This window comes from Shewanella cutis (assembly GCF_022410515.1).
In the GTDB taxonomy this organism is placed as follows: domain Bacteria; phylum Pseudomonadota; class Gammaproteobacteria; order Enterobacterales; family Shewanellaceae; genus Shewanella; species Shewanella cutis.
Genome location: NZ_JACSDI010000001.1, coordinates 604449 through 627978, shown reverse-complemented (window position 1 = coordinate 627978; position 23530 = coordinate 604449). Strand labels below are relative to the sequence as shown.

Annotated in this window: 18 protein-coding genes and 1 tRNA gene; 14 read left to right on the top strand and 5 right to left on the bottom strand. The window is 47.4% G+C overall.

What is annotated here, in order from left to right; genetic code table 11:
* Positions 1–54: 54 nt before the first annotated feature.
* From H9J30_RS02965 to carB, 5 genes are all read left to right on the top strand, one after another.
* On the top strand, positions 55–864 hold the full coding sequence (locus H9J30_RS02965) for a M48 family metallopeptidase (RefSeq protein WP_240129602.1): 810 nt from the start codon (positions 55–57) through the stop codon (positions 862–864).
* A gap of 177 nt (positions 865–1041) precedes the next feature.
* On the top strand, positions 1042–1659 hold the full coding sequence (gene bamJ, locus H9J30_RS02960) for a BamJ family beta-barrel-assembly machinery protein (protein WP_240129601.1): 618 nt from the start codon (positions 1042–1044) through the stop codon (positions 1657–1659).
* Between the two features lie 72 nt (positions 1660–1731).
* Positions 1732–2544: a 4-hydroxy-tetrahydrodipicolinate reductase gene (dapB, locus tag H9J30_RS02955; protein WP_240129600.1), complete on the top strand. Its 813-nt coding sequence runs from the start codon at positions 1732–1734 to the stop codon at positions 2542–2544.
* Positions 2545–2711: 167 nt separating this feature from the next.
* Positions 2712–3872, top strand: a complete 1161-nt coding sequence (gene carA, locus H9J30_RS02950) for a glutamine-hydrolyzing carbamoyl-phosphate synthase small subunit (protein WP_240129599.1) — start codon at positions 2712–2714, stop codon at positions 3870–3872.
* Positions 3873–3899: 27 nt separating this feature from the next.
* Positions 3900–7124 carry a carbamoyl-phosphate synthase large subunit gene (gene carB / locus H9J30_RS02945; RefSeq protein WP_240129598.1) on the top strand — a complete coding sequence of 1075 codons (3225 nt, stop codon included), beginning with the start codon at positions 3900–3902 and terminating at the stop codon, positions 7122–7124.
* 82 nt (positions 7125–7206) lie between these two features.
* On the opposite strand, the gene H9J30_RS02940 is transcribed toward carB, so the two are convergent.
* The 4 genes from H9J30_RS02940 to H9J30_RS02925 form a co-directional block, all read right to left on the bottom strand.
* Positions 7207–7974, bottom strand: coding sequence for a substrate-binding periplasmic protein (locus H9J30_RS02940; RefSeq protein ID WP_240129597.1), 768 nt, complete (start codon positions 7972–7974; stop codon positions 7207–7209).
* A 297-nt stretch (positions 7975–8271) separates the two neighbouring features.
* The gene (locus H9J30_RS02935; protein ID WP_240129596.1) at positions 8272–9357 is read right to left on the bottom strand and encodes a methyl-accepting chemotaxis protein; all 1086 of its coding nucleotides are present in this window, start codon (positions 9355–9357) and stop codon (positions 8272–8274) included.
* 603 nt (positions 9358–9960) lie between these two features.
* Positions 9961–11331, bottom strand: coding sequence for a magnesium transporter (gene mgtE, locus H9J30_RS02930; protein WP_240129595.1), 1371 nt, complete (start codon positions 11329–11331; stop codon positions 9961–9963).
* A 22-nt stretch (positions 11332–11353) separates the two neighbouring features.
* Entirely contained in the window at positions 11354–12076 is a 723-nt protein-coding gene (locus tag H9J30_RS02925; RefSeq protein WP_240129594.1) for a hypothetical protein, read from the bottom strand.
* A 617-nt stretch (positions 12077–12693) separates the two neighbouring features.
* Between H9J30_RS02925 and H9J30_RS02920 the strand changes: the two genes are divergently transcribed.
* Both H9J30_RS02920 and H9J30_RS02915 read left to right on the top strand, forming a co-directional pair.
* Positions 12694–13827: an endonuclease/exonuclease/phosphatase family protein gene (locus tag H9J30_RS02920; RefSeq protein WP_240129593.1), complete on the top strand. Its 1134-nt coding sequence runs from the start codon at positions 12694–12696 to the stop codon at positions 13825–13827.
* A gap of 320 nt (positions 13828–14147) precedes the next feature.
* A complete protein-coding gene (locus H9J30_RS02915) occupies positions 14148–15338 on the top strand; it encodes a class I SAM-dependent rRNA methyltransferase (RefSeq protein ID WP_240129592.1) in 1191 nt (396 codons plus the stop codon).
* Positions 15339–15423: 85 nt separating this feature from the next.
* Here the strand turns inward: H9J30_RS02915 and rpiA are convergent, their stop codons facing one another.
* The gene (gene rpiA, locus H9J30_RS02910) at positions 15424–16083 is read right to left on the bottom strand and encodes a ribose-5-phosphate isomerase RpiA (protein WP_011071382.1); all 660 of its coding nucleotides are present in this window, start codon (positions 16081–16083) and stop codon (positions 15424–15426) included.
* Positions 16084–16350: 267 nt separating this feature from the next.
* Between rpiA and H9J30_RS02905 the strand changes: the two genes are divergently transcribed.
* The 7 genes from H9J30_RS02905 (at position 16351) to H9J30_RS02875 (ending at position 23527) form a co-directional block, all read left to right on the top strand.
* Positions 16351–17277: a DUF808 domain-containing protein gene (locus H9J30_RS02905; protein ID WP_240129591.1), complete on the top strand. Its 927-nt coding sequence runs from the start codon at positions 16351–16353 to the stop codon at positions 17275–17277.
* Positions 17278–17383: 106 nt separating this feature from the next.
* On the top strand, positions 17384–18259 hold the full coding sequence (locus H9J30_RS02900) for a 3'-5' exonuclease (protein ID WP_240129590.1): 876 nt from the start codon (positions 17384–17386) through the stop codon (positions 18257–18259).
* A 44-nt stretch (positions 18260–18303) separates the two neighbouring features.
* Positions 18304–19272: a hypothetical protein gene (locus H9J30_RS02895; RefSeq protein WP_240129589.1), complete on the top strand. Its 969-nt coding sequence runs from the start codon at positions 18304–18306 to the stop codon at positions 19270–19272.
* 297 nt (positions 19273–19569) lie between these two features.
* A tRNA-Trp gene (locus tag H9J30_RS02890) sits at positions 19570–19646 on the top strand.
* A gap of 162 nt (positions 19647–19808) precedes the next feature.
* The gene (locus H9J30_RS02885; RefSeq protein ID WP_240129588.1) at positions 19809–20099 is read left to right on the top strand and encodes a DUF2946 domain-containing protein; all 291 of its coding nucleotides are present in this window, start codon (positions 19809–19811) and stop codon (positions 20097–20099) included.
* 85 nt (positions 20100–20184) lie between these two features.
* Positions 20185–22332 carry a TonB-dependent siderophore receptor gene (locus H9J30_RS02880; RefSeq protein ID WP_240129587.1) on the top strand — a complete coding sequence of 716 codons (2148 nt, stop codon included), beginning with the start codon at positions 20185–20187 and terminating at the stop codon, positions 22330–22332.
* Positions 22322–23527 carry an acetyltransferase domain-containing protein gene (locus H9J30_RS02875; protein ID WP_240129586.1) on the top strand — a complete coding sequence of 402 codons (1206 nt, stop codon included), beginning with the start codon at positions 22322–22324 and terminating at the stop codon, positions 23525–23527. The genes H9J30_RS02880 and H9J30_RS02875 overlap by 11 nt, the downstream gene beginning before the upstream one ends.
* Positions 23528–23530: the final 3 nt, after the last annotated feature.

Sequence of the window (23530 nt, the reverse complement as noted above, 5' to 3'; positions counted from 1 at the left end):
CCCTCAAATGCTCATCTTCTGTTCGAGCAATCAAAGGATAACAGGGAGTTTTACATGAAATCAAAGCGATTAAGCTTAGTGTTGATGACTGCTGCGCTCGGATTAACCGCCTGTGCAACTACACAGTCGCCCACTGGACGTAGCCAAACCTTGCTTTATTCATCCTCGCAGATGCAGCAAATGGGCGATGCGTCTTTTGCAGAGATGAAAAAGCAGCAGAAAATCAGTGGCAATAAAAAACTCACACAATATGTGAATTGTGTCGCCAATCGCGTGACGGCCGTGTTGCCCGATCAAACCCAGAAATGGGATGTGGTGCTGTTTGATTCTGAACAAGTTAACGCCTTTGCGTTGCCAGGCGGACATATTGGGGTATATACCGGATTATTAAAAGTCGCGAGTACGCCGGATCAACTGGCGACCGTGTTAGGGCATGAAGTGGCCCACGTATTAGCTCAGCATGGCAATGAACAAGTGTCGCGGTCGCAGATGACGGGCATGGGGATGCAAATCGCCGATGCGGCGTTGGGGGCGGGGGGCGTTTCTAACCGTGACTTATATATGTCGGCCTTAGGGCTGGGCGCGCAGGTCGGGGTGATTTTACCCTTTGGCCGCGCCCAAGAGAGTGAGGCCGATATTATGGGGCTGGAGTTGATGGCGCGGGCGGGCTTTGATCCGGCGCAGAGTGTAGCGCTATGGCAGAATATGTCGAAGGCGGGTGGTGGACAAGGGCCAGAGCTGTTATCGACTCACCCTTCAAACAGCAATCGTATTGCCCAGCTTGAGCAATTACAGGGGCAAATGCAGCCTTTGTATCAGAGCGCAAAGGCGAATATAAAAAACCAATGTGCCGCGCCTAAATAGCTTTTGAGGGTAAGGTTTCGTTTATCTTGCTGTTATTAGGCGCTATAACTAGATAAATATGCACGGGTTACGTAAAATCGCCGCAAAGTTAAATAAGCAGTCAGTATATCAGCATAGGGCGTGGAACTATGTTAAACTGGCGCGCAAAATTCCATTGAACATTGAGAGTCATTAATTATGTCTGATAAATTCAGTACTGTTGAACAGCAAGCAAGCTATGGTGTAGGCCGTCAAATGGGTGAGCAACTGGCTGCAAATTCTTTTGAAGGTGTGGATATTGCTGCCGTTCAAGCAGGTTTAGCCGATGCATTTGCTGGCGTTGAAAGCGCTGTGTCTATGCAGGAACTGCAAGTGGCATTCACTGAAATTAGCCGTCGCATTCAAGCTGCTCAAGAGCAAGCTGCTGCTGAGGCTTCTGCTGAAGGCGAAGCGTTTTTAGCGCAAAACGCTAATCGTGAAGGCGTAATTGTGACTGACTCTGGTCTGCAATACGAAGTATTAGTTCAAGGTAGCGGTGCAAAACCAACCTACGAAGATACTGTTCGCACTCACTACCACGGTTCTTTCATCAATGGTGATGTGTTCGACAGCTCTGTTGTACGTGGTCAACCTGCTGAGTTCCCAGTATCTGGCGTTATCGCTGGTTGGACTGAAGCACTGCAACTGATGCCAGTAGGTACGAAGTTAAAATTATATGTGCCACATCACTTAGCTTACGGTGAGCGTGGCGCGGGCGCTTCTATTCCTCCGTATTCAACCTTAGTGTTTGAAGTCGAGTTATTAGACATCGTCTAATGTCAATGAAACGCCTAAGCCTGTCTTAGGCGTTTTTGTATGGAAGAGCTGAACAACATTGAGGAGATTGAAATGAGTGGACAAGTGAGAGTTGCCATTGTCGGCGCGGGCGGACGCATGGGACGGACTCTTATTGAATCGGCTTATCATCAAGAGCATATTCGCTTAGGCGCTGCTATTGAGCGTCCGGGTTCAAGCTTAGTGGGCGTGGATGCGGGTGAGCTTGCTGGCGTGGGTAAGTTAAATATCATGATCATGGACTCGCTCGACTATGCGACCGATGATTTTGATGTGTTGATTGATTTCACTGCGCCTGAGGCCAGTATTGTCCATTTAGACTGGTGTGTGCGCCATAAGAAAGCCATGGTGATCGGCACAACGGGTTTCAATCATGCTCAAAAAGAACAGATCAATGCCTTTGCTGAGCAAACGCCGGTAGTGATGGCGCCGAATATGTCAGTTGGTGTGAACCTGATGTGGAAATTACTCGAACTGGCCGCTGAGGTCATGGGTAATTACACCGATATCGAAATTATCGAAGGTCACCACCGATATAAAAAAGATGCGCCATCTGGCACGGCGCTAAAAATGGGTGAAGTAATAGCTAAAACCTTAGGTCGCGATCTTGAAAAATGCGCCGTCTATGGCCGTGAAGGGATCACTGGCGAGCGAGACCGTGAAACCATTGGTTTTGCTACAGTACGTGCTGGCGACTTAGTCGGTGAGCATACCGCTATGTTTGCTGATATCGGTGAGCGTTTAGAGATCACCCACAAAGCCTCGAGTCGTATGACCTTCGCCAATGGTGCCATGCGTGCCGCCCATTGGTTAGTGGAGCAAAAGCCGGGTCTGTATGATATGCAGCAGGTATTAGGTTTGAATTAAGATAAAAAACGCCATTTGGCGTTTTTTTTTGCACTTAGATGCCAATGCGTAGACGAGTTTGAATTTATCCTGTAAACTCGCTGGAATTTGTCAAAATTTCGTAAATAAGCGGAAATTGGTATCTTAACACAACATAAAAACATTATATTTCAGTGGCTTGGCTCTTTATGGAGGTCGCGTTGACAAAGTCTGCCTTACTCGTACTCGAAGATGGAACCGTATTCACTGGCACAGCGATAGGTGCCGATGGTCTCTCAGTTGGTGAAGTTGTTTTTAACACTTCGATGACGGGATACCAAGAAATTTTAACTGATCCCTCTTATTCACGCCAAATAGTAACTTTAACCTACCCCCACATTGGTAATACTGGTACCAATAATGAAGATGTCGAATCCAATGGGGTTCATGCTTGTGGTTTAATCATTCGCGATCTTCCGCTCATAGCAAGTAGTTTCCGTAATCAACAAACCCTTAGCGATTATCTCAAAGCAAACAATGTTGTTGGCATCGCAGATATCGATACTCGTAAATTAACTCGAATCCTCCGTGAAAAAGGTGCCCAAGCGGGTTGTATCATGGCGGGTGCTGACTTAGATGAAGCCAAAGCGCTTGCAGCTGCTAAAGCCTTCCCAGGTTTAAAGGGCATGGATTTAGCGAAAGAAGTCACGACTGACAAAGCCTACCCATGGCGCAAGGGTAGCTGGCGTTTAGTGGGCGGCTTGCCTGAAGATACGCCAGCCGAAGCGCTTAAATATAAAGTGGTTGCCTACGACTACGGCGTGAAGCAAAACATTCTGCGCATGTTGGTTGACCGTGGCTGTGATGTAACGGTTGTTCCTGCAAAAACATCGGCTGCTGAAGTGTTAGCGATGAACCCAGATGGAGTGTTCCTCTCTAACGGCCCTGGTGACCCAGAGCCTTGTGATTACGCGATTGAAGCGATTCAACAAATCCTGAAAACCGATACGCCAATTTTCGGTATCTGTTTAGGCCATCAGTTACTGGCATTGGCATCAGGCGCGAAAACTTTAAAGATGAAGTTTGGCCACCACGGTGCTAACCACCCTGTGAGCAATATCGAAAAAGGTAACGTGATGATCACCAGCCAAAACCACGGTTTTGCTGCCGATGAAGCCACATTACCAGCCAATATCAAAGTGACTCACAAGTCACTGTTCGATGGTTCATTGCAAGGTATCCATCTGACGGACAAACCTGCGTTCAGCTTCCAAGGTCACCCTGAAGCGAGCCCAGGTCCGAACGATGCGGCCCCATTATTCGATCACTTTATCGAGCTTATTGAACACTATCGTCAAAACGCTAAGTAATACGCAAGCTAGGAGAAGAGAGAAGCAATGCCAAAACGTACAGATATAAAGAGTATTCTTATCCTAGGTGCAGGCCCAATTGTGATTGGTCAGGCGTGTGAATTTGACTATTCAGGCGCTCAAGCCTGTAAAGCCCTGCGTGAAGAAGGTTACCGCGTCATTCTGGTGAACTCTAACCCTGCCACCATTATGACCGACCCTGAAATGGCCGATGCCACTTACATCGAGCCAATCCAATGGGAAGTGGTACGTAACATTATCGCCAAAGAACGCCCAGATGCGATTCTGCCAACCATGGGCGGTCAAACCGCGCTGAACTGCGCCCTTGAGCTTGAAGCCAAAGGCGTACTGGCTGAATTCAACGTTGAAATGATCGGTGCAACCGCCGATGCGATTGATAAAGCAGAAGACCGTAGCCGCTTCGACAAAGCCATGAAGAGCATTGGCTTAGAATGTCCACGCGCGGGCATCGCCCACAGTATGGAAGAAGCCTATGGTGTACTCGACCTCGTTGGTTTCCCTTGTATTATCCGTCCATCATTCACTATGGGTGGTTCAGGTGGCGGTATCGCCTATAACAAGGAAGAGTTCGAAGAAATCTGTTCTCAAGGTTTAGATTTATCGCCAACCAAAGAGCTACTCATCGACGAGAGCTTAATCGGTTGGAAAGAATACGAGATGGAAGTGGTTCGTGACCGTAACGACAACTGCATCATCGTCTGTTCTATCGAAAACTTCGACCCAATGGGCGTGCACACCGGTGACTCTATTACCGTAGCACCCGCACAAACCCTGACTGACAAAGAATACCAACTGATGCGTAACGCCTCTATGGCAGTACTGCGTGAGATTGGTGTTGAAACCGGTGGTTCGAACGTACAGTTTGGTATCAACCCGAAAGATGGCCGTATGGTTATCATCGAGATGAACCCACGGGTATCGCGTTCATCGGCACTGGCATCTAAAGCAACGGGCTTCCCGATTGCGAAAATCGCGGCCAAGTTAGCGGTGGGTTTCACCCTCGATGAGCTGATGAACGACATTACTGGTGGTCGCACGCCAGCCTCGTTTGAACCTGCAATCGATTACGTTGTGACTAAAGTCCCTCGCTTTAACTTTGAAAAGTTTGCCGGTTCTAACGATCGCTTAACCACGCAGATGAAGTCAGTGGGTGAAGTGATGGCAATTGGCCGTACTTTCCAAGAGTCACTGCAAAAGGCATTACGTGGTTTAGAAGTGAATCGTCACGGTTTAGACCCTATTACTGACATGTCTAAGCCAGAAGCAATGGCCCGTATTCGCCTCGAGCTGAAAGAGCCTGGTTGTGACCGCATTTGGTATATCGCCGATGCGATGCGTGCGGGTTTAACCCTAGATGAAATCTTCCGTTTAACCAATATCGACCCTTGGTTCTTGGTACAAATTGAAGAGTTAATCAAGCTTGAAGGTCAAGTGGCTGAAGGTGGTTTAGCCGGTCTTAACGAAGAACTGCTGCGTAAGCTTAAGCGTAAAGGCTTTGCCGATGCGCGTTTGGCTGCGGTTCTTGGTGTAAACGAGACTGAAGTCCGTAAACTGCGTGACCGTTTCGACATCCACCCCGTTTACAAGCGCGTGGATACCTGCGCGGCTGAATTTGCCACCGACACCGCTTACATGTACTCAACCTATGAGGAAGAGTGTGAAGCGAACCCGTCTGACCGTGAAAAAATCATGGTGTTAGGTGGTGGTCCAAACCGTATCGGTCAAGGTATCGAATTCGATTACTGCTGTGTGCACGCGGCATTAGCACTGCGTGAAGACGGTTATGAAACCATCATGGTGAACTGTAACCCTGAAACCGTTTCAACCGACTACGACACGTCAGACCGTCTGTATTTCGAGCCTGTTACTTTAGAAGACGTGTTAGAAATCGTCCGTATCGAGAAGCCAAAGGGCGTTATCGTACAGTACGGTGGTCAAACTCCGCTAAAACTGGCTCGCGCCCTTGAGGCTGCGGGTGTGCCCATTATTGGTACTAGCCCAGATGCGATTGATCGCGCCGAAGACCGTGAGCGTTTCCAACAGGCGATTCAACGCTTGGAAATGAAGCAACCTGAAAATGATACCGTGACCACGGTAGAAGGTGCTGTAATTGCCGCCGAGCGTATCGGTTATCCATTAGTCGTTCGTCCATCCTATGTACTGGGCGGCCGCGCGATGGAAATCGTTTACGACCAACAGGACTTACTACGTTATTTCAACGAAGCGGTGAGCGTATCTAACGCTTCGCCAGTACTGTTAGATCACTTCTTAGACGATGCTATCGAAGTGGATATCGACGCAGTGTGTGACGGTGAAACCGTGGTTATCGGCGCGATTATGGAGCATATCGAGCAGGCGGGTGTTCACTCAGGTGACTCTGGTTGTTCTCTACCTCCATACACCTTAAGCCAAGCTATCCAAGACGAGATGCGCGTACAAGTGCGTAAGCTTGCGATGGAGCTGGGGGTTGTCGGTCTGATGAACGTACAGTTTGCCGTGAAGAATAACGAAATCTACATGATTGAAGTAAACCCACGTGCAGCGCGTACCGTGCCATTCGTATCGAAAGCCACAGGTGTGCCGTTAGCTAAAATTGCCGCCCGTGTGATGGCGGGTCAAAGCTTGAAGGCACAAAACTTCACTCAAGAAGTCATCCCACCTTTCTACTCAGTGAAAGAAGTGGTACTGCCATTTAACAAGTTCCCTGGCGTTGACCCACTGTTAGGCCCAGAAATGCGCTCAACGGGTGAGGTGATGGGCGTGGGCGATACCTTCGCCGAAGCCTATGCTAAGGCGCAGTTAGGTGCGACTTCAGAAGTGCCTAAGTCTGGCCGTGCACTGCTATCTGTGCGTAACAGCGATAAGAAACGTGTTGCCGACTTAGCAGCTAAGCTGATTGAGCTGGGTTATCAAATCGATGCTACCCACGGTACAGCGATTATCCTTGGTGAAGCAGGGATTAACCCTCGCTTAGTAAACAAGGTACACGAAGGCCGTCCTCACATTCTTGACCGCATCAAGAACGGTGAGTACACCTACATAGTGAACACCACCGAAGGCCGTCAAGCGATTGAAGACTCTCGTCAATTACGCCGCGGTGCACTGCGCTACAAAGTGAACTACACCACGACCATGAACGCCGCATTTGCCACTTGTATGGCGCACGCTGCAGACGACCGCACTAATGTGACCTCAGTACAAGAGTTGCACCAGCGCATATTAGCTAAATAAGCCATAAGCCTCTGCAATCAAAAGGCCGGATAATGTTGTTATCCGGCCTTTCTTTTTGTACTCAAAATCTTACGCTCAAGATTTATTGCCCAATACGCTCGGTTTCCATTGGCGGCGTATCATTGGGCAGCCAGCGATGATAGATTTGTGCAAAGGTGCCATCAGCCTTGATGCTGATAAGCGCATCTTTCCATTTATCAACTTCCTCACTTGGTGTCCCCTGAGAAAACGCAATATAGAGATGATTTGCGCTGATCGTGTAGAGGGATTTGACGTCATCCATGCTGGCACCCGCTTCGGCCAAAATGCTTGGCGCTGTGAGATTAGCATTACACCATAAATCAATGCGTTGCTTCACCAATTGCTTAGCGCTCAGCAGCGGGGTTGAAGAGGGCGCGATATTGGTAAAGCCACGCTCGAGTAATAATTGCTCTTCGACCGAGGATCGGTAAACCCCGATAGCTTTAGCTTGCTTGGCATCCTCAACAGAGTTGAGCTTAAGATTGCTATTTTTTAGGGCATAAAAGTTTGTTGTGCCAACCGCCACGGGTCCAATCAAACTAAACATGCGCTCTCGCTCAGCGGTTCGCGTCATGGTAAAGAGCACGGTATTAGGTTGTTCGGTGATAATTTTCCAGCCTCGGGCCCAAGGCACGACTTTGATCGGATCTTGGTTATCGATACGCTTTTGGATCTCTTGTACGACTTGCACGGCTAATCCGTCGGGTTTTCCATCAACAGAAAAGCTAATAGGAGCCCATTCCTCGGTATAAATATTGAGCGTTGCCTGTGCAGTGAGTGGGATACTGCTGAGAAAAACACCTATTACTAAGTGGGTAAAAAATTTCATTAATAACCCTAAAAATTAGAATGTTATATGTGAGTCTTACAGCGTGCTTATAATGAATTAAAGATGACAAGTCTTAAGCTCGCAAGCGACTTTTAGGTTATTTTGTTATCTGTCAATTGGGGCATGAAAATATGATGGCTGAACAATATTGATGAATTGAGACAGGGTAAAAATGTTTACTTTGCCGCAAAAAACATGCCGAATAATCTCGGCTAGGTTAGGTCGTAATATTGTGGGTATTTTACTGATAATAGAGCGCCCAAAAGTCGCTCTATTCATTGATATATGTTGTCGTTACTAGCGATAAACATCTCGTAGTAGATTATCGAGGCAATTAACGACTCGCATACTTGAGTCTTCCATTAAACGTAATTGTCTGACCATTTCGGGTAAATTGCCTTGTTGCCTTGCCGCTAGTGCTGCTTTACCTGCATCGTGCACCGCTTTATGGGGAGCATCCAACGCTTTAAAGTTGCTTAAATGCTGATAATTTTCAGCGCCAAAGCCTTTGAAATACCATTGGCCTAAGCGGCACTCAGTATGGGAATTTACGCCATGATTGTGCTGATTTTTTTCAATGAGTTGGTACACATTACTCTTCCAAACAGCGTGGTCGAGTTTAGTGGTATTTAAAAATGATGCGGTCGCAGCATTATGAATCACCTGCTGCATATTATTAGAGCGTTGCAACACATCTTCAACCACTTGGCCGATTTGGGTGGAAGAGGAGGCGACATCGAGGGCACTGTTTTGATTATTATTAACAATCTCTTTAATATTAGAGGCTTGCGTTACAATCTGTTTAACCAGTTTCTCGATTTGGTTACTGGCCTCATGTGCTTTACTGGCTAATTGCCTGACTTCATCGGCAACAACAGCAAAGCCACGACCTGCTTCACCCGCCCGAGCGGCTTCAATTGCAGCGTTGAGAGCAAGTAGGTTGGTTTGCTCTGAGATACCTTGAATGGCGGCAACAAATTGGTTAATAGATGAGGTGGTACTGTTGAGCTCCGTCACCGCTTGCATGCTACTGGTGGCTTGCTCATTAATATAGGTCGCTCGATTGCCTAAATTAACAATGGCTACCCGCGTTTGATCAAAAATCTTATCTAATTCAGATAATGATTCTTTTTCTTCAGTGAGTAACTCGGCGCTGCTCGCGAGTCCTTCTCTCACCGCATTTAACATCTCGCCACCTTGGTTTTGGCAGGCAATAACTTCACTATAAAGATCGGTATTTTGACGGGACTGCAGTTGCATGGCTTCGTTTTCACGGGCCATATTTTTTAGCTCTTCAATTTCAACTTCGTATCTGTGTTGTTGCTCAAGGAGCTTTTGTTTCAGAGCTTCGTTTTCTGCTTTGAGTCTGGAATTAAACCACATAAAAAACCTCTAAACTTTTTGCTATTGTTATGGCTGCTTTTTGACGTTTATGCTGCAATCCATGTCAGTGTTTACATTGGATAAAATAGTTAATGGTGTTAAATGGTATAGTATCCCATTATGCTTATCTTTTTATTAATTGACTGTAGATTTATGAGCCTTTGCAACAAAATATTTCCATTATGATTAGGGCGTGTTGACGTTTCGAGATTAGATTTTGTTCGTTCTGGCAAACGTGCTCGCGAAACGAGGAATGACGTGTCGTTATTCTACTCATATGACGAGCGGCTCTTATGACTGAAAGTAAGCGCAAGGGCTTGCCAGACGAACCCTTCGGGCAGCATTTGGCTGGCTTTTCTGCTGCGGTTATCGTCCGTTTATGCAGAATAACTACACAGCACGGACGTTGCCTTGCATAAAAGCTAGCCAAATTGCTGCAAAAATAACCCTGAAACGTCAACACGCCCTAGGGAATACAAGCTGAAGATATTTGTCTTGCCTTGTATTCCCTAAACTAATAGTCAGCTTAGTCGAGGTTTTCAGGTGCCTTGCTTATACTTTTTACGCAGCAGAATGAGTAAATATACTCAAAACATCAATATGTTAAGCAGGTAAGTCTAAAGTCATTGTGGCAATACTAAAGTAAACGAGCACGCCAATGATATCGGCTATTGAGGTGATAAGGGGGGCACTTGCCGATGCAGGATCCATTTTTAACTTGCTGAGTAAAAAGGGCAGTGACATGCCGATAAGGCTGCCAATAATCACCACGATCTGCATGGTTAATGCGACCACAAGGGCGATTTCAGGGCCACCGCGCCAAAAACCGAGTAGCGATACCGCTAAGGCCATGCTGGCACCGAGTAACCCTGCAACCCCTAGCTCACGCCACAGCAGCGATAGCCAATCCTTAAGTATGACTTCACCCGTGGCTAAGGCTCGCACCATTAAGGTAGCTGATTGCGAACCCGCATTACCGCCGCTGTCGATGAGTAGAGGAAGAAAGAACACCAAAGAAACATAACTGGCAATAGTATCTTCAAAGAACGCGATGCCAGCCCCTGAAAAAATATTGCCAAATACCAAAATAACTAGCCAAGTTACCCGTTTACGGTAAAGCAAGCCAATGCTGGCGGTTTTTAGATTGTGTTCGATATTGCCGATGGCCGCAGTTTTAGTGAATTCAACATCAACCTGTGAGCTGGCAATGTCCATCGCATCGTCATAGGTGACTATGCCGACTAACTGCCCCTTACCATTAATGATCGGCAGGGCTAGCAAATCGTAGTGAGCAATCATCTGCACTGCTTCTTGGCAAAGGGCGTTGGCATCAAGGGCGATAGGGTTTGGCTTCATAAAATCAACCACTCGTTCTTCCGGCTGCGCCAAAAGTAATTGTCGAAGTGATACAGTCCCGATTAAACGACCTAACATATCAACAACATAAGCTTGATAGATGGTTTCTTTATCGGCGGTTTCCGTGCGTAGCATTTCAATCGCTTGTGCGGCAGTATGGCGGCTATTGAGCAGGGTATAATCTGAGGTCATCGCAGCACCGACTTTGCTTTTGTCATAGGCCGCTAAGGTGCGCAGATCTTCCCGTTTAGCCTGCGCTAACACGGGCAAGAAGAGTTTTTGCTGCTCAGGTTCGAGCAGATTGTAGAGATCGGCGCGTTCATCCGCCGCCATCGTTAGCAAGAGCGACGATAATGTTGCTTTATCAAGCTGTTGCACTAACGCGGCTTGCTGATCATCGCTTAAATAGCGCAGTAAATCGGCGGCAACTTTTGCCGGTGATAGTTGCAAAAACACTAATTGCTGCGCCTGACTAAAGGTACTGAGCGCGGCGGCAATGTCCGCGGGATGGCGCTCTTTGGCCAAGGCGACCATGCCAGCGCTGTCGCGCTGCTCTAGGATGATTTGCAGGGCTAAGATAATTTGCTTAGTGTTTTTTTGGTTGTTGTTCATGTTCATAGGTCATTCTCCCAACGAGCTATTATTTAAAGAAAAAAGTGATATCTGCACCGAATTGCAGGGCGCTTCCCTTAAGGTCGTTGCCTAGACTGAATTCGAGTTGGAACCGTCTTTTGAGTAACCATTGATAGGCAAGCCGGTAGGTGTGTGCTTCGGATGCCTTGCGATAAATTTCGCCGACCCATTGCTGATCTTCACTCGGCGCTAAGGCAATGGCGACGCCCGCGATCAGTTGCGGCGACTGAGCCGCATGTTGATAAAAGCCCAAATTGCTATAGAGGCGTAAATCCTGCTCCGCCATTTGATATCCCATAATACCGAGCACTTCTGCGGCAATGGGGTGATTGTCTTGATGATGGTGTTGCAGATTAATGGCCAGGGCGCTCTGCCAAGGGCCCGTGTCGACATGTAAGGGCAACTTAATGCCCAGCTCGGTTTGCTGTTCGTTATTGCTGCTGTCTCTTTGATTTTCAAAAGCTAAGAGTTGATTTTCAACGCCTAGGTGTTGATGTTCAAAACCTAAGTGCCATTCCCATCGCCCTTGGTTGCAGGTTCCGCTAGTATTTATCTGCTTTGTGTTGTGATCGGATCTTGGCTGTTGCCAACCTAGCTGTAGTTCGCAGTGCTCAGCAACGGTGGGATCATCCACATCGAGTTGGGAGGCATTTGTTGCGACGCTAATGCACAGCCCAAAGAATGCCCAAGGCTGAAGAGAAAAGGTGAATGGTTTGTTTGTGTACGCCATGGTTAAACTCCCTAAGTTTTGGGAGCCAACTGGGGCAAAATAGGCGTGAAGATGTATTCAATGGGCAGCACTTGTCCTCCAGCTTAATGCCGGAAAAAAAACCAATAGGCGAGCGTTAGCGCTGGCGTGACTGGCTAATATCAAGGTCTGAAATTGAATGTGTGGGAGTGGAGTGAGAGATGTCACGCTACTACCCTGCTTAGCAGGTAGCAGCAAAATATTGCGGGCTAGTGCTAGGCGTTTAATCCTGTCTTTTGGACAGGGCATCTACTGTCGCTTATGTGTGTGCCCACAGTGGGTCTCCTAATGATAAAATCGGCTAGATTCTAAACCGCTGACGATGAAAGTCAACCCAATAGGCAATTGCCTATATTTATGTTTGAATTTAGTTTTTATTTTTGTGTTGATTGTTGTTTTGGTTTTTTATTTTGCTGCATTTTGGTTTTTAAAAGGTTGGCTTGGAGTGAGTGTGCGATATTTTGATGAATGTTGAGGTTTTTCGAGCGTTGTTGTGCAGCATCGGTAAATGGACGGATTTAATGATAAAATCTATTCATCGCAATCTGTTAAAAGGCGCATTTAGTTAGCGCGACGGTTTGGCTAAAGAGGAATCACCTGTGACATTTGCTTCCCAACAGCAGTCCATTTTGGCTGAAAACAGCCACTCGAATATTCGTATTGCGACTATCAATCTCTTTAATTTTATTGAACCACCTTTAGCTTTTTACGATTTTGAAAATATCTATAGCCATGGTCAATGGCAAAAAAAGTGTCAGTGGTTTAGCGAGCTGTTAAACCAATATCATCCTGATATTGTCGGATTTCAGGAAGTGTTTAGCCCTGAGCCATTAAAGCAACTCACGGCGCAGCAAGGGTTAACACATTTTGCCATAGTCGATAGCGCCACTTTGGTCAGTGATTACATTTATGAAAGTCCAGTGGTTGCACTTGCGTCTCGCTTTCCAATCCTAGAGGTACACGCTATCGAACCAGAGGTGCACTTAGTGGCGGCGATGGGTCTGTCGAGCGAATTTAGCTTTAGCCGTAAAGTGTTACGGGCGACGGTGGCGGTGCCGCAGATTGGCCCCTGTGATTGTTATGTGGTGCATTTTAAATCTAAGCGGCCGGGATTAGCTCTTGAGCCGCATCCTTTGGGTTTGTCGTTAAATGCACCGTCGGATCTTAAGTTACACGCCGAGACTAAGTTATTAACCGAACAGGCCCTCGGGCGCTGGGCCTCGACCATGCAGCGGGGCGCCGAGGCGGCATTGCTGTTCCATGCCATACTCGCCAGAAGACAGAGCGCGAAATATCCGGTGATCCTGATGGGTGATTTTAACGATAGTTTATCTATGGGAGCGTTGGATGCATTAACGCTCCAAGGCGAGCATCTTCACAGCAACGATATCAAGGCGGCGGGGCTGGGGCATTTGTCCGATGCGGCGTTAGCACAAGTGTTTGGCCACTATCGATTACAAGATGCCTATAAGCTGTTTATCGAAGCCAATGTAGCCGATAACGCTAGCCACTACAGTGAGCATAGGGCGCCCACCCATTACTATGGCCCTAAAGGATCTGTGCTGGATTATGTGTTGCTCTCCAATGAGTTTGATGCCAGTGATAGCCGCAGTTTGGCTCAGGTGGTGGATTATCAAACCTGCGATAGGCACCTCGTGCGGCCCGAATATGAGCGCGATGCCTACAGTACCGACCATGCCCCAGTATGGGTGGAATTGGCACTGCGGCGTTAGCAGGTAAAAAACACTTGGCTATGATGTTGATTGGATTTATTTATCACTTAACCTCAGTTGCGATAACGTCGGGCTGTATGCCAGAACAAACTCTAATCTCGAACGTTTACAGCTCTATTAGCAAGGTTTTAGCTGTGAAACTAGGCTATGATCGCAGACCATGCGTATGGGAATGTGGTGTTTTGGGTGGATAGCTCGCACTGGAACCATATTAGGTATATTATCCGCTTCCATTTTAGAGGGCGGCGCCTAGTGTTCGAGCGGTACTATTGATTACGGCGGTACAAAACACAGGCGGTACAATTATCAAAGGCGGTACTATGGCTATCAGAATCAAACTTAAACCCGGTCGCGAAAAGTCCCTTGAGCGTCGTCATCCTTGGGTCTTTTCCAATGGGATCCACAACGTTAAAGGTAAACCTGAAGCGGGCGAGACCGTCGATGTGGTTGCCCATGATGGCCATTGGTTGGGCCGTGGTGCTTGGTCTCCTGAGTCTCAAATCCAAGTACGGATTTGGACTTTCGATCGCGAAGAACAAATTGACCGTGAGTTTTTTAAGCGCCGTATCCTGCGTGCTCAAGCTGGCCGCGATGATTTGATCCGTGAACAAGGCTTAACAGGTTACCGTTTAATTGCCGCTGAGTCCGACGGCTTACCCGGTATCACCATTGATAAATATGCCAATGTATTGGTGTGTCAATTGCTGAGCATGGGCGCCGATGTATGGCGTGACACCATTGTTGATGTGCTTGCCGAACTCTATCCAGATTGCGCGATTTACGAGCGCTCGGATGTCGATTCCCGTAAAAAAGAAGGCTTAGCTGCGACTATGGGATTGCTCCACGGCACACTACCTGAGATGCCAGTCATTATTGAAGAAAACGGCATCAAAATCGCCGTCGATGTGACTAAGGGCCATAAAACTGGTTTCTACCTCGACCAGCGGGATAACCGTGCCATCGCCGCCCGTTTTGTGAAGGGTAAATCGGTACTAAACTGCTTTTGCTACACGGGTACCTTTGGCCTCTATGCCGCTAAAGCGGGCGCGGCCAGTATTGAAAACGTGGACGTATCGGCCCTTGCCCTCGATACTGCGCGTTTGAACATGCGAGTCAATGGCTTAAGTGATGACAATGTGCATTACAACGAAGCCGATGTGTTCAAGTTGCTACGCCAGTACCGCGATGAAGGTAAAACCTTCGATGTGATCGTACTCGACCCACCAAAGTTTGCTGATAACAAATCACAGCTCAACGGTGCCTGTCGTGGTTATAAAGATATCAATATGATTGCGCTGCAATTATTAAATCCAGGCGGCGTGCTGTTGACCTTCTCTTGCTCGGGATTAATGCCAGCGGATCTGTTCCAAAAAATCGTTGCCGATGCAGCTTTGGATGCCAAACGTGAGATCCAATTTATTGAGCGTTTAAGCCAGGCGAGCGATCACCCGATTGGTAGTGCCTTCCCCGAAGGGTTTTACCTCAAGGGCTTAGTTGCGCGAGTGTGGTAATCGTTTGATTGTGTAAACGTTATAAAAAATGCCGATGCAATTGCATCGGCATTTTGTTTCTCGCATTGGTCTCTTTCGACTCACCTCAAGCGGTAAAGGTTTTCACGCCTTCAGGAGTACCAACCAGTAACACATCGGCGCCGCGTTTTGCGAACAGACCATTAGTGACCACGCCCACAATGGCGTTGATCTTATCTTCTAATTCTTTCGGATTGAGGATCTTAAGATTGTAAACATCGAGGATCACATTACCGTTATCTGTGATAACGCCTTCGCGGTAAACAGGATCACCCCCCAGTTTTACCAACTGGCGAGCCACGTAAGAGCGCGCCATCGGGATCACTTCAACAGGCAGTGGGAATTCACCCAGGATATCAACTTGCTTAGTGTTATCCACGATACAGACAAACTTTTCCGCCACGGCTGCAACGATTTTTTCGCGGGTTAATGCCGCGCCACCACCTTTGATCATGTCCATGTGGCCGTTGATTTCATCGGCACCATCGACATACACAGATAATTTATCGACGCTGTTTAAGTCATAAACCGGGATGCCAAGGGCCTTCATTTTTTGAGTTGAAGCTTCAGAGCTTGATACTGCGCCTTCAATATCAGCCTTCATGGTCGCCAAAGCATCGATAAAGTGGTTAACGGTTGAGCCTGTGCCCACACCCACAATGCTGTCCTTCTCAACGTATTTGAGGGCAGCCCAGCCTGCGGCTTTTTTCATTTCATCTTGAGTCATGTTGACATCCTGTAATGGCAAATGAGTAAAAAATTCTGGGCTTAGTATACTCTTTTCAGCCAAACAATGTGGTGCAATTGCATTGTGGCTGTGATCCCGCTAGCAGCGCTCACTTATTTCATCTAAATACAGCTTGAGCACTAAAGTTCAGCCCTTAGATGAAATACATTTCACTATTGACGATTCTCTATACGGGCTTAATCTAACTAAGTTACTATTGCCAAAGCAGAATCGGAAAAACAAAACCATTGGTTTAAGGGAGTATGTATGGCAGGGGCGAGTTTATTAACCTTACTCGACGATATTGCATCCATTTTGGATGATGTGGCACTGATGAGTAAGGTTGCGGCCAAGAAAACCGCAGGGGTATTGGGCGACGATTTAGCCTTGAATGCGCAGCAGGTGACAGGCGTGAGTGCCGACCGTGAATTACCGGTTGTCTGGGCGGTGGCCTTAGGCTCGTTTCGCAATAAATTGATTTTAGTGCCAGCGGCCATGTTGATCAGTGCCTTTATCCCTTGGGCGGTGACACCATTATTGATGTTTGGTGGCTTGTTTTTATGTTTTGAAGGCTTTGAAAAATTACATCACAGTTATAGCCACCGAAAAGATAAACATTCAGCGCAGGCTGAACCTGATGTGCCAGAGATTAGTGATTTAGCGGCCTATGAAAAGGAAAAAGTAAAGGGCGCAATCCGTACCGACTTTGTGCTCTCGGCGGAGATTATCGCCATTACTTTAGGCATAGTTGCAGATAAGTCACTCTCGACCCAGTTTTTTACCCTCGCCGTTATCGGTATTGTCATGACGGTTGGCGTTTATGGATTAGTGGCGGCCATTGTAAAAATGGATGATGCGGGGTTGTACCTCAGCCAGCGTGAGGGCGAATCAAGTTTCACACGCTTTAATCGTAAAGTGGGCTTTGGTTTACTCAGCGCTGCGCCCCTATTGATGAAGAGTTTAACCATTATTGGTACGGCAGCCATGTTTATGGTGGGCGGCGGGATTCTAACCCATGGCCTGCATTGGGTGAGCGAGCAAATTCACCATGCCGAGCAATTTGTGGAAACTATTGCCCTAGTTGGCCCTGTGCTTGGTTTATTGACGCCGAGTGTGCTTAACGCACTCTTTGGTATTGCGGCGGGCGCTGTGGCAGTACTGCTGATGACAGGATTCCAAAAACTGCGTAGCTGATCCGTTGTCATCCTTTCATAGCTGGCGATTATAGCGTCAGCTAATCCGAGTTGTGCGAGCGCGAAGGTGCTCGCCGCTATTATTTCCAGCACTCAAGGTCGATACAATGCAATTAATGCGTAATTGCCTTTCTCCCAATAAGTTGGCTTGGCTGCGACAGGAATTAGGCGAACACGCCGACGAGCTTATTGCGGCGATGGATACGGCGGGGAATCAATATCTGGCTGGTTTGCTTGAGTCCCAAGCGGGAGACTTAGCAGCGCCCGAATCGCAACTCAAGTTTGCATGGTTTCAGCAGAAACTTGCCTTAACCACGCGTTTAACCGATGCCGAGCTTACTTTGCTACCGGTTTTATCGCTACAGAGCAGGCATGTTGAGTGGGTCACGCCCGAGTATTTGGCAACCGCCTTACAGCAACTTAGCCGTGAATCTGTATTAGGATTTGATACCGAAACGCGGGCAAGCTTTGAGCCGGGCGTTCAACATCCCTTGAGCTTAGTGCAATTGGCGACCTCCGATACCTGCTATTTATTTCAGCAGGCGGTATTGGGTGAGAGGCTCGCCGAGCTTAAACCTTTGCTCGAAAATGAGCAGATCCTCAAAGTGGGGATTGGATTAAGGGGCGATGGCCAAGCCCTTAAGCGAGACTGGAACATTCTCGTCTCGCCCAGACTCGATCTTAATTGGGCGATGGCGCAACTCGGCGCGGGGAAGGAAATGGGCACGCGGCAATTGGTGGCGGTATTGCTGCACCAGCGTATCGACAAACCTAAAAAAATTACCCTTTCGAATTGGCAGCAAGTGCCTTTATCCCCAGCGCAAATTCAGTACGCCGCCCTCGATGCATTGGCGGCGAACCTGTGTTTTTGGCAGTTAATCGACAAGCTGCAAGGTTTTTATGGCAAAACAACGGTCGGTAATAAACCCTTATTGCCGCCGAGTTTAGCCGCACGATTAGCGAGTTATTTTCATCCTGCTTAAGACTTAAGATAAGGTCGCGAAGATTAGTATTAGGGAGACGAGCGATGTTGGATGCGATTTGCGTACTCACAACCGAGGCTGCGGCAGAGCACGCTTCGTCGCCACTACGACTTAATCCTAATGCTCAGACCGGTGTCACTTACAGTGTGTTCAAGTTTCAGCTGTTACCCGAGGCTGAAATTGAGCATTTACGCCAGCATTTATATTGCCCCGCCTGCTACGGCAAAGCCTATTTTCGTAAAGCATCTAAGGATGGTAAGGCAGCCTGTTTTGGCTCCCGTTACCATGAGCACGATTGCATTGAATTTAATCCGTCTGCGCAAAAATCCCGAGAAGAACAAGATGCCCTCGAAGTGCAGCAACAACTGCTCGACGCCGATGCCTTAGTGATCGATTTTTCGCTCAATCCCAGTAATAAGAGACCCTCTAACTCAGCGCTCAACGTCAATGCTCGCCAAGAGCAAGAGGTTGGAGCCAAAAATAAAACGGCACATGATACCGAGCCATTAGAGTCAGTACAGGAGCCTAAAGCTGATTATCAGGTCGCGGTCGATAAGCCTGAAATAGCCATCATGGCAAAGCGTACTCCAAGCCAAGGGTTAGAAAAGTTACTCCATAGCCTACTGCGTGGCTCCGACCTCGCTAAATCTGATCTGTGGGTTTACACCGATGATGAGCGTAAGTACCGCTGGCGGGCGAAGAATCTGTTTGTGAATTTCGCCGATGCCGATCCGACGGATAATAAACCCCATCTGTATTGGGGCACCTTGTCCCATTGCGATCCTTTGATGACTTGGCTAAATCCGGCAGATAGCAAGGATATCGGTATTCCTATTGAGGTGGTCAAAACCAAATTGTTTAAGCAGTTTAACATTACGGATAAACGTGACTTAGAAGGTGCAGGGATTATCTTGTTTGGTAAGTGTTTTTGGAACAAGGATAAAACGCGCAAAATTATTCAACTTTGGGACAATGATTTACGGCGGATTTTTATCTCAACCCTTGAAGATTAAGGTGAACTCCTTAGCCATCATGCCAAATTGTTAGGTCGTAATGTAATGCTTTCATGGGGGCAAGCCATGCCAAGCATAGCGTTTTTGGCATCTTTGGGGATTTAGTCATGCGCTTTAGTACTCAAAACTGGAATTTATGATAGCGATTGACAGGGTGAGATGCTGACTTTTTCAGCTTTATGCCAATTAAATCAACAGTAGATATCAAACTTGTTTGAAAAAACCTCAGTTAATTAAGTTTGTCATAAAAAGTCCTTTACCTTTGAGAGTGCTTTTAGCATAATGCCCCACGTCAACAGGGGTGTAGTTCCAATTGGTAGAACAGCGGTCTCCAAAACCGATGGTTGCGGGTTCGAGTCCTGCCACCCCTGCCAAATAAAACAACGGCTTGCATAGAAATATGCGAGCCGTTTTATTTTGTCCGTAAATTATATTTTTCCTTGGTGCATTTGCTTACATTTGTTAACTAAAGGTGTTTGCAACTTTCGTCGTGTCTAACATACAATCGCAAGCCCTTTGGTTTGAGGATGTATGGCTTGAATTCTGTGATGCAACCAAGACGCACATTGGCACTATGGCTTGCTGCCATCTTAGTGCTGTTGTCTGTTGCGCTTGCGGCCCACAGCGTTGCCCATGCCAGTGATGATGCCAAGGCCGATTGTGTGCTGTGTCTGCATCAGCACCCGTTACAGCATGCCATTTCTTATTCATCCTTTGATTTTCAGCTCGCGAAACAGACCTATATTTCAGTTGAGTTTCGTGTCGTTTCCTTTAAGACGCCATTTTGGCGACACTTCAATAGCCGTGCTCCTCCAGTAACAGCCTAACTTACTATTTCAAAAACTATTTAAATTAATTTGAGCGCCTTGGCTTAACCAAGGCGCGTAATGCTGTTTATATTTTGGAGTTAACATGGCTGCTTACTTTATTAGCAATCGCGCAGCGCTGCTGGGCGTGGTGTTATTTGTGTTTGATTCGAGTCTAACTGTGTTAGCGGTAGAGGATGCCCTTCACAATACGGCGATACGAGATAGCGATATCGAGCGTTTAAGTATTCATTATCGTCAGGCCTATCGTGGCAATGTGCCTGCAACTGAGCTTCCCCAAGCCATTAGCGTGCTGGATGAGCAACTGATTAAAGACTCAGGGCTGACACGTTTCCAAGATTTGCTGGATTATTCCGCCAGTGTCGCGCGGCAAAACAATGGCGGCGTTTTGTGGGATAGCTTTTCCCTACGCGGGTTTCCAGGTAATGAAAATATGCCGTCGGGCTATTTAATCAATGGCTTTAATGGTGGCCGAGGTTTTAGTGGCCACAGGGACTTATCGAATGTGGCCTATGTGGAAATCCTCAAAGGCCCAGGCTCGGCGCTTTATGGACGCTCGGAGCCGGGCGGTACTGTGAATATTGTGACTAAAAAGCCGCAGTACGAGGCGCAGGGCTATTTAAAAGCCTCCGCGGGGAGTTTTGATCAATATCGGTTAGAAGGGGATTTTACTTCGGGGCTGACCGATACCTTGGCCTTTCGGATCAATGGCGCTTGGCAGGAGCATGACAGTTTTCGCGATCATGTATTTAGCGATAAAAAGATCGTCACGCCATCGCTACGCTGGCAACTGTCGGATAAGTCATCGCTCCTGTATGAGGTTGAATATCTTAAACAAGAACAGCTATTTGACCGTGGTTTTGTGGTACTCAATAACGACTTTAATACCGTGCCCCGTTCGCGTTATTTGGGTGAACCCAATGATGGTGCAACAAGGGTCGATGCCACAGGGCATCAGTTAACCAATGAGTATGAGTTGAGCGATGATTGGTCGCTTACCGCTGGTTACAACTACCGCGATTCGAGTTTGAATGGCTATTCTTCAGATGCGGAATTAGCCAAGGGACGCCAATCCTTATATGACGATGGGCGAACGTTAACCAGACAACATCGTTATCGGGATTACGCCTCAGAGGATCATTCTGTGCGGGGGGAATTAAGTGGTCAGTTCGATACTGGCGGGCTTAGACACAATCTGCTTTTGGGGGCTGATGCCTATCATTACCGACTTAAAACAGGGCTTTACCGCTATCGCGGCCAAAAGGGAGCCTATGCCATCGATATTTTTGTGCCGCAGTATGGCGCGGCTCAGCCTGATGTCAGTTTGCTGTACGAAAATCGTGAGACGCAAAATGCCTGGGGTGCCTATTTACAAGATCAGTTGGATTTGACCGAGCACTGGAAATTGCATCTTGGCTTAAGGTTTGATCGTTATCGTCAGGAAATCGCTGAGCAGGTAAAAGACAGCTTGTCTGACCAAACCGACCAAAGAGTCAGCCCTAAGGTGGGGTTAGTCTATCAATGGTCTGAGGCGTTAAGCTTTTACGGCTCCTATTCGGAAGGTTTTTTGCCGCTTTCAGGCACTGACTATGCGGGGAATCCTTTCGAACCCGAAGAAAGTCAATCAGTTGAGCTAGGTATTAAATTCAATAGCACTGGGTTTGAGTTGCTGCCAATCAATGGCAGTCTGGCGTGGTTTGATGCGCAAAAGAGCAATATCTTGACCTCAGATCCGGTGAATGTGGGCTTTTCGGCGACCTTAGGCGAAGCCAAAAGTACCGGTCTTGAGTTGGATTTAGCGGCAGAGCTGACCGAGAGCTTAGAGGCTAAATTATCCTATGCCTATCTTAATACCCGCACCGCAAACGATAGTCTCAATCTGGACTGGGGCGTGCTTATTCCTGCCGGAAGTCCGCTAGTCAATGTGCCTAAACATACTGGCAGTTTAGTGCTTAAGCAGGACTTAAATGATTTTTCGATTGATGGTCATTTGGGCGTAACTTGGCGTTATGTGGATTCTCGCTTGGGGGATTCGGCCGATCCGAGTTTTCAATTACCGAGTTATCAGCTGCTTGGTGTGTTTTTCGCTACTCACCTTGGCGAAAGCGTAAGTCTGGCGCTCAATGTCGATAACTTGTTGGATGAGCACTATATTGCCAGCAGTTATTCGGCGCTGTGGGCCGTACCGGGTGAGCCACGTAATGTTAAAGTGAGTGTGCGTTATGAGTTCTAATTCACCGGTATCAAGTGGGATTGAGCCGGTGGAACCGCAATCCCACGGGCGAAGTCGCATTAACAGTATCGATATGATGCGCGGCTTAGTGATGCTTATCATGTTGCTCGACCATGTGCGCGAGCGGTTTTTCCTGCATATGCAGGTGAGCGATCCTATGGATTTGAGCACGACAACTTGGGGTCTCTTTGTCAGTCGCTTTGCCGCGCACTTTTGTGCGCCTGTTTTTGTTTTTTTAACCGGAGTATCCGCGTGGCTCTATGCAAATCGCGGTCATGGCGAGCCTCGCTCAGTACGTGTTTTTTTACTCAAAAGGGGAGTTTTTTTGATCGCCCTTGAAGTGCTGGTGATTAATTTTTCATGGATGGGAAATTACCACACTCTCTGGTTACAGGTGATTTGGGTGATAGGGCTTAGTATGTTGGCCTTAGCTGCTCTCATCAAGTTGCCAAGGTTGTGGATGGCACTCTTGGGATTAGTGATCGTCTTTGGACATAACCTGTTGTCGCCCATTCATTTTGAACCCGATACTTGGGGTTATAGTCTATGGACGATTCTGCATGATAGAGGTTACTTAATTGCCGAGGGCGACCTTAAGCTGAAAGTTAGTTATCCGCTGCTGCCTTGGATAGGCGTGATTTTACTCGGGTATGTGGCTGGGCCATTATTCAGTCGCAAGTTCGAGGCTTGGCAGCGTCAGCAAAGATTAATGCTGTTGGGAATGGGTTGTTTTGCGCTTTTTTGTCTGCTGCGTGGCTTTAATCTCTATGGTGAGACGCTCCCTTGGCAGGTTGGAGAGAGTATCGGTCAAACCTTAATGTCAGTGTTTAATCTGACTAAGTACCCGCCATCGCTGAGCTTTTTGTTGGTGACCTTAGGGGGCATGTTTTGTGGTCTAGTGTTGTTTGAGCGTTATTTCGCTGCAGGTAGCCTATTTAGTTGGATTGGGCAGACGTTAGCTGTGTTTGGCTCAGTGCCTATGTTCTTCTATATCCTGCACTTGTATGTGTTGCTGTTGCTGTACTCGGTCGCGAAGGGGTTATTTGGTGCAAACCATGGTGAGCTATTTGGCGTTGCGCATATGGGGTGGGTGTGGTTGATTAGCTTAGTTTTGATCCCTTTATTCTATTATCCGGTGAGCTGGTTTAGTCGCTACAAAAACCAAAGCCAGCAAGCTTGGTTGAAGTATCTGTAAATA

Bases quoted from the DNA above. Each gene is read 5' to 3' on its own strand.
- H9J30_RS02965 (WP_240129602.1), top strand. From the start codon at position 55: ATGAAATCAAAGCGATTAAGCTTAGTGTTGATGACTGCTGCGCTCGGA.
- bamJ (WP_240129601.1), top strand. From the start codon at position 1,042: ATGTCTGATAAATTCAGTACTGTTGAACAGCAAGCAAGCTATGGTGTA.
- dapB (WP_240129600.1), top strand. From the start codon at position 1,732: ATGAGTGGACAAGTGAGAGTTGCCATTGTCGGCGCGGGCGGACGCATG.
- carA (WP_240129599.1), top strand. From the start codon at position 2,712: ATGGAGGTCGCGTTGACAAAGTCTGCCTTACTCGTACTCGAAGATGGA.
- carB (WP_240129598.1), top strand. From the start codon at position 3,900: ATGCCAAAACGTACAGATATAAAGAGTATTCTTATCCTAGGTGCAGGC.
- H9J30_RS02940 (WP_240129597.1), bottom strand. From the start codon at position 7,974: ATGAAATTTTTTACCCACTTAGTAATAGGTGTTTTTCTCAGCAGTATC.
- H9J30_RS02935 (WP_240129596.1), bottom strand. From the start codon at position 9,357: ATGTGGTTTAATTCCAGACTCAAAGCAGAAAACGAAGCTCTGAAACAA.
- mgtE (WP_240129595.1), bottom strand. From the start codon at position 11,331: ATGAACATGAACAACAACCAAAAAAACACTAAGCAAATTATCTTAGCC.
- H9J30_RS02925 (WP_240129594.1), bottom strand. From the start codon at position 12,076: ATGGCGTACACAAACAAACCATTCACCTTTTCTCTTCAGCCTTGGGCA.
- H9J30_RS02915 (WP_240129592.1), top strand. From the start codon at position 14,148: ATGGCTATCAGAATCAAACTTAAACCCGGTCGCGAAAAGTCCCTTGAG.
- rpiA (WP_011071382.1), bottom strand. From the start codon at position 16,083: ATGACTCAAGATGAAATGAAAAAAGCCGCAGGCTGGGCTGCCCTCAAA.
- H9J30_RS02905 (WP_240129591.1), top strand. From the start codon at position 16,351: ATGGCAGGGGCGAGTTTATTAACCTTACTCGACGATATTGCATCCATT.
- H9J30_RS02900 (WP_240129590.1), top strand. From the start codon at position 17,384: ATGCAATTAATGCGTAATTGCCTTTCTCCCAATAAGTTGGCTTGGCTG.
- H9J30_RS02895 (WP_240129589.1), top strand. From the start codon at position 18,304: ATGTTGGATGCGATTTGCGTACTCACAACCGAGGCTGCGGCAGAGCAC.
- H9J30_RS02880 (WP_240129587.1), top strand. From the start codon at position 20,185: ATGGCTGCTTACTTTATTAGCAATCGCGCAGCGCTGCTGGGCGTGGTG.
- H9J30_RS02875 (WP_240129586.1), top strand. From the start codon at position 22,322: ATGAGTTCTAATTCACCGGTATCAAGTGGGATTGAGCCGGTGGAACCG.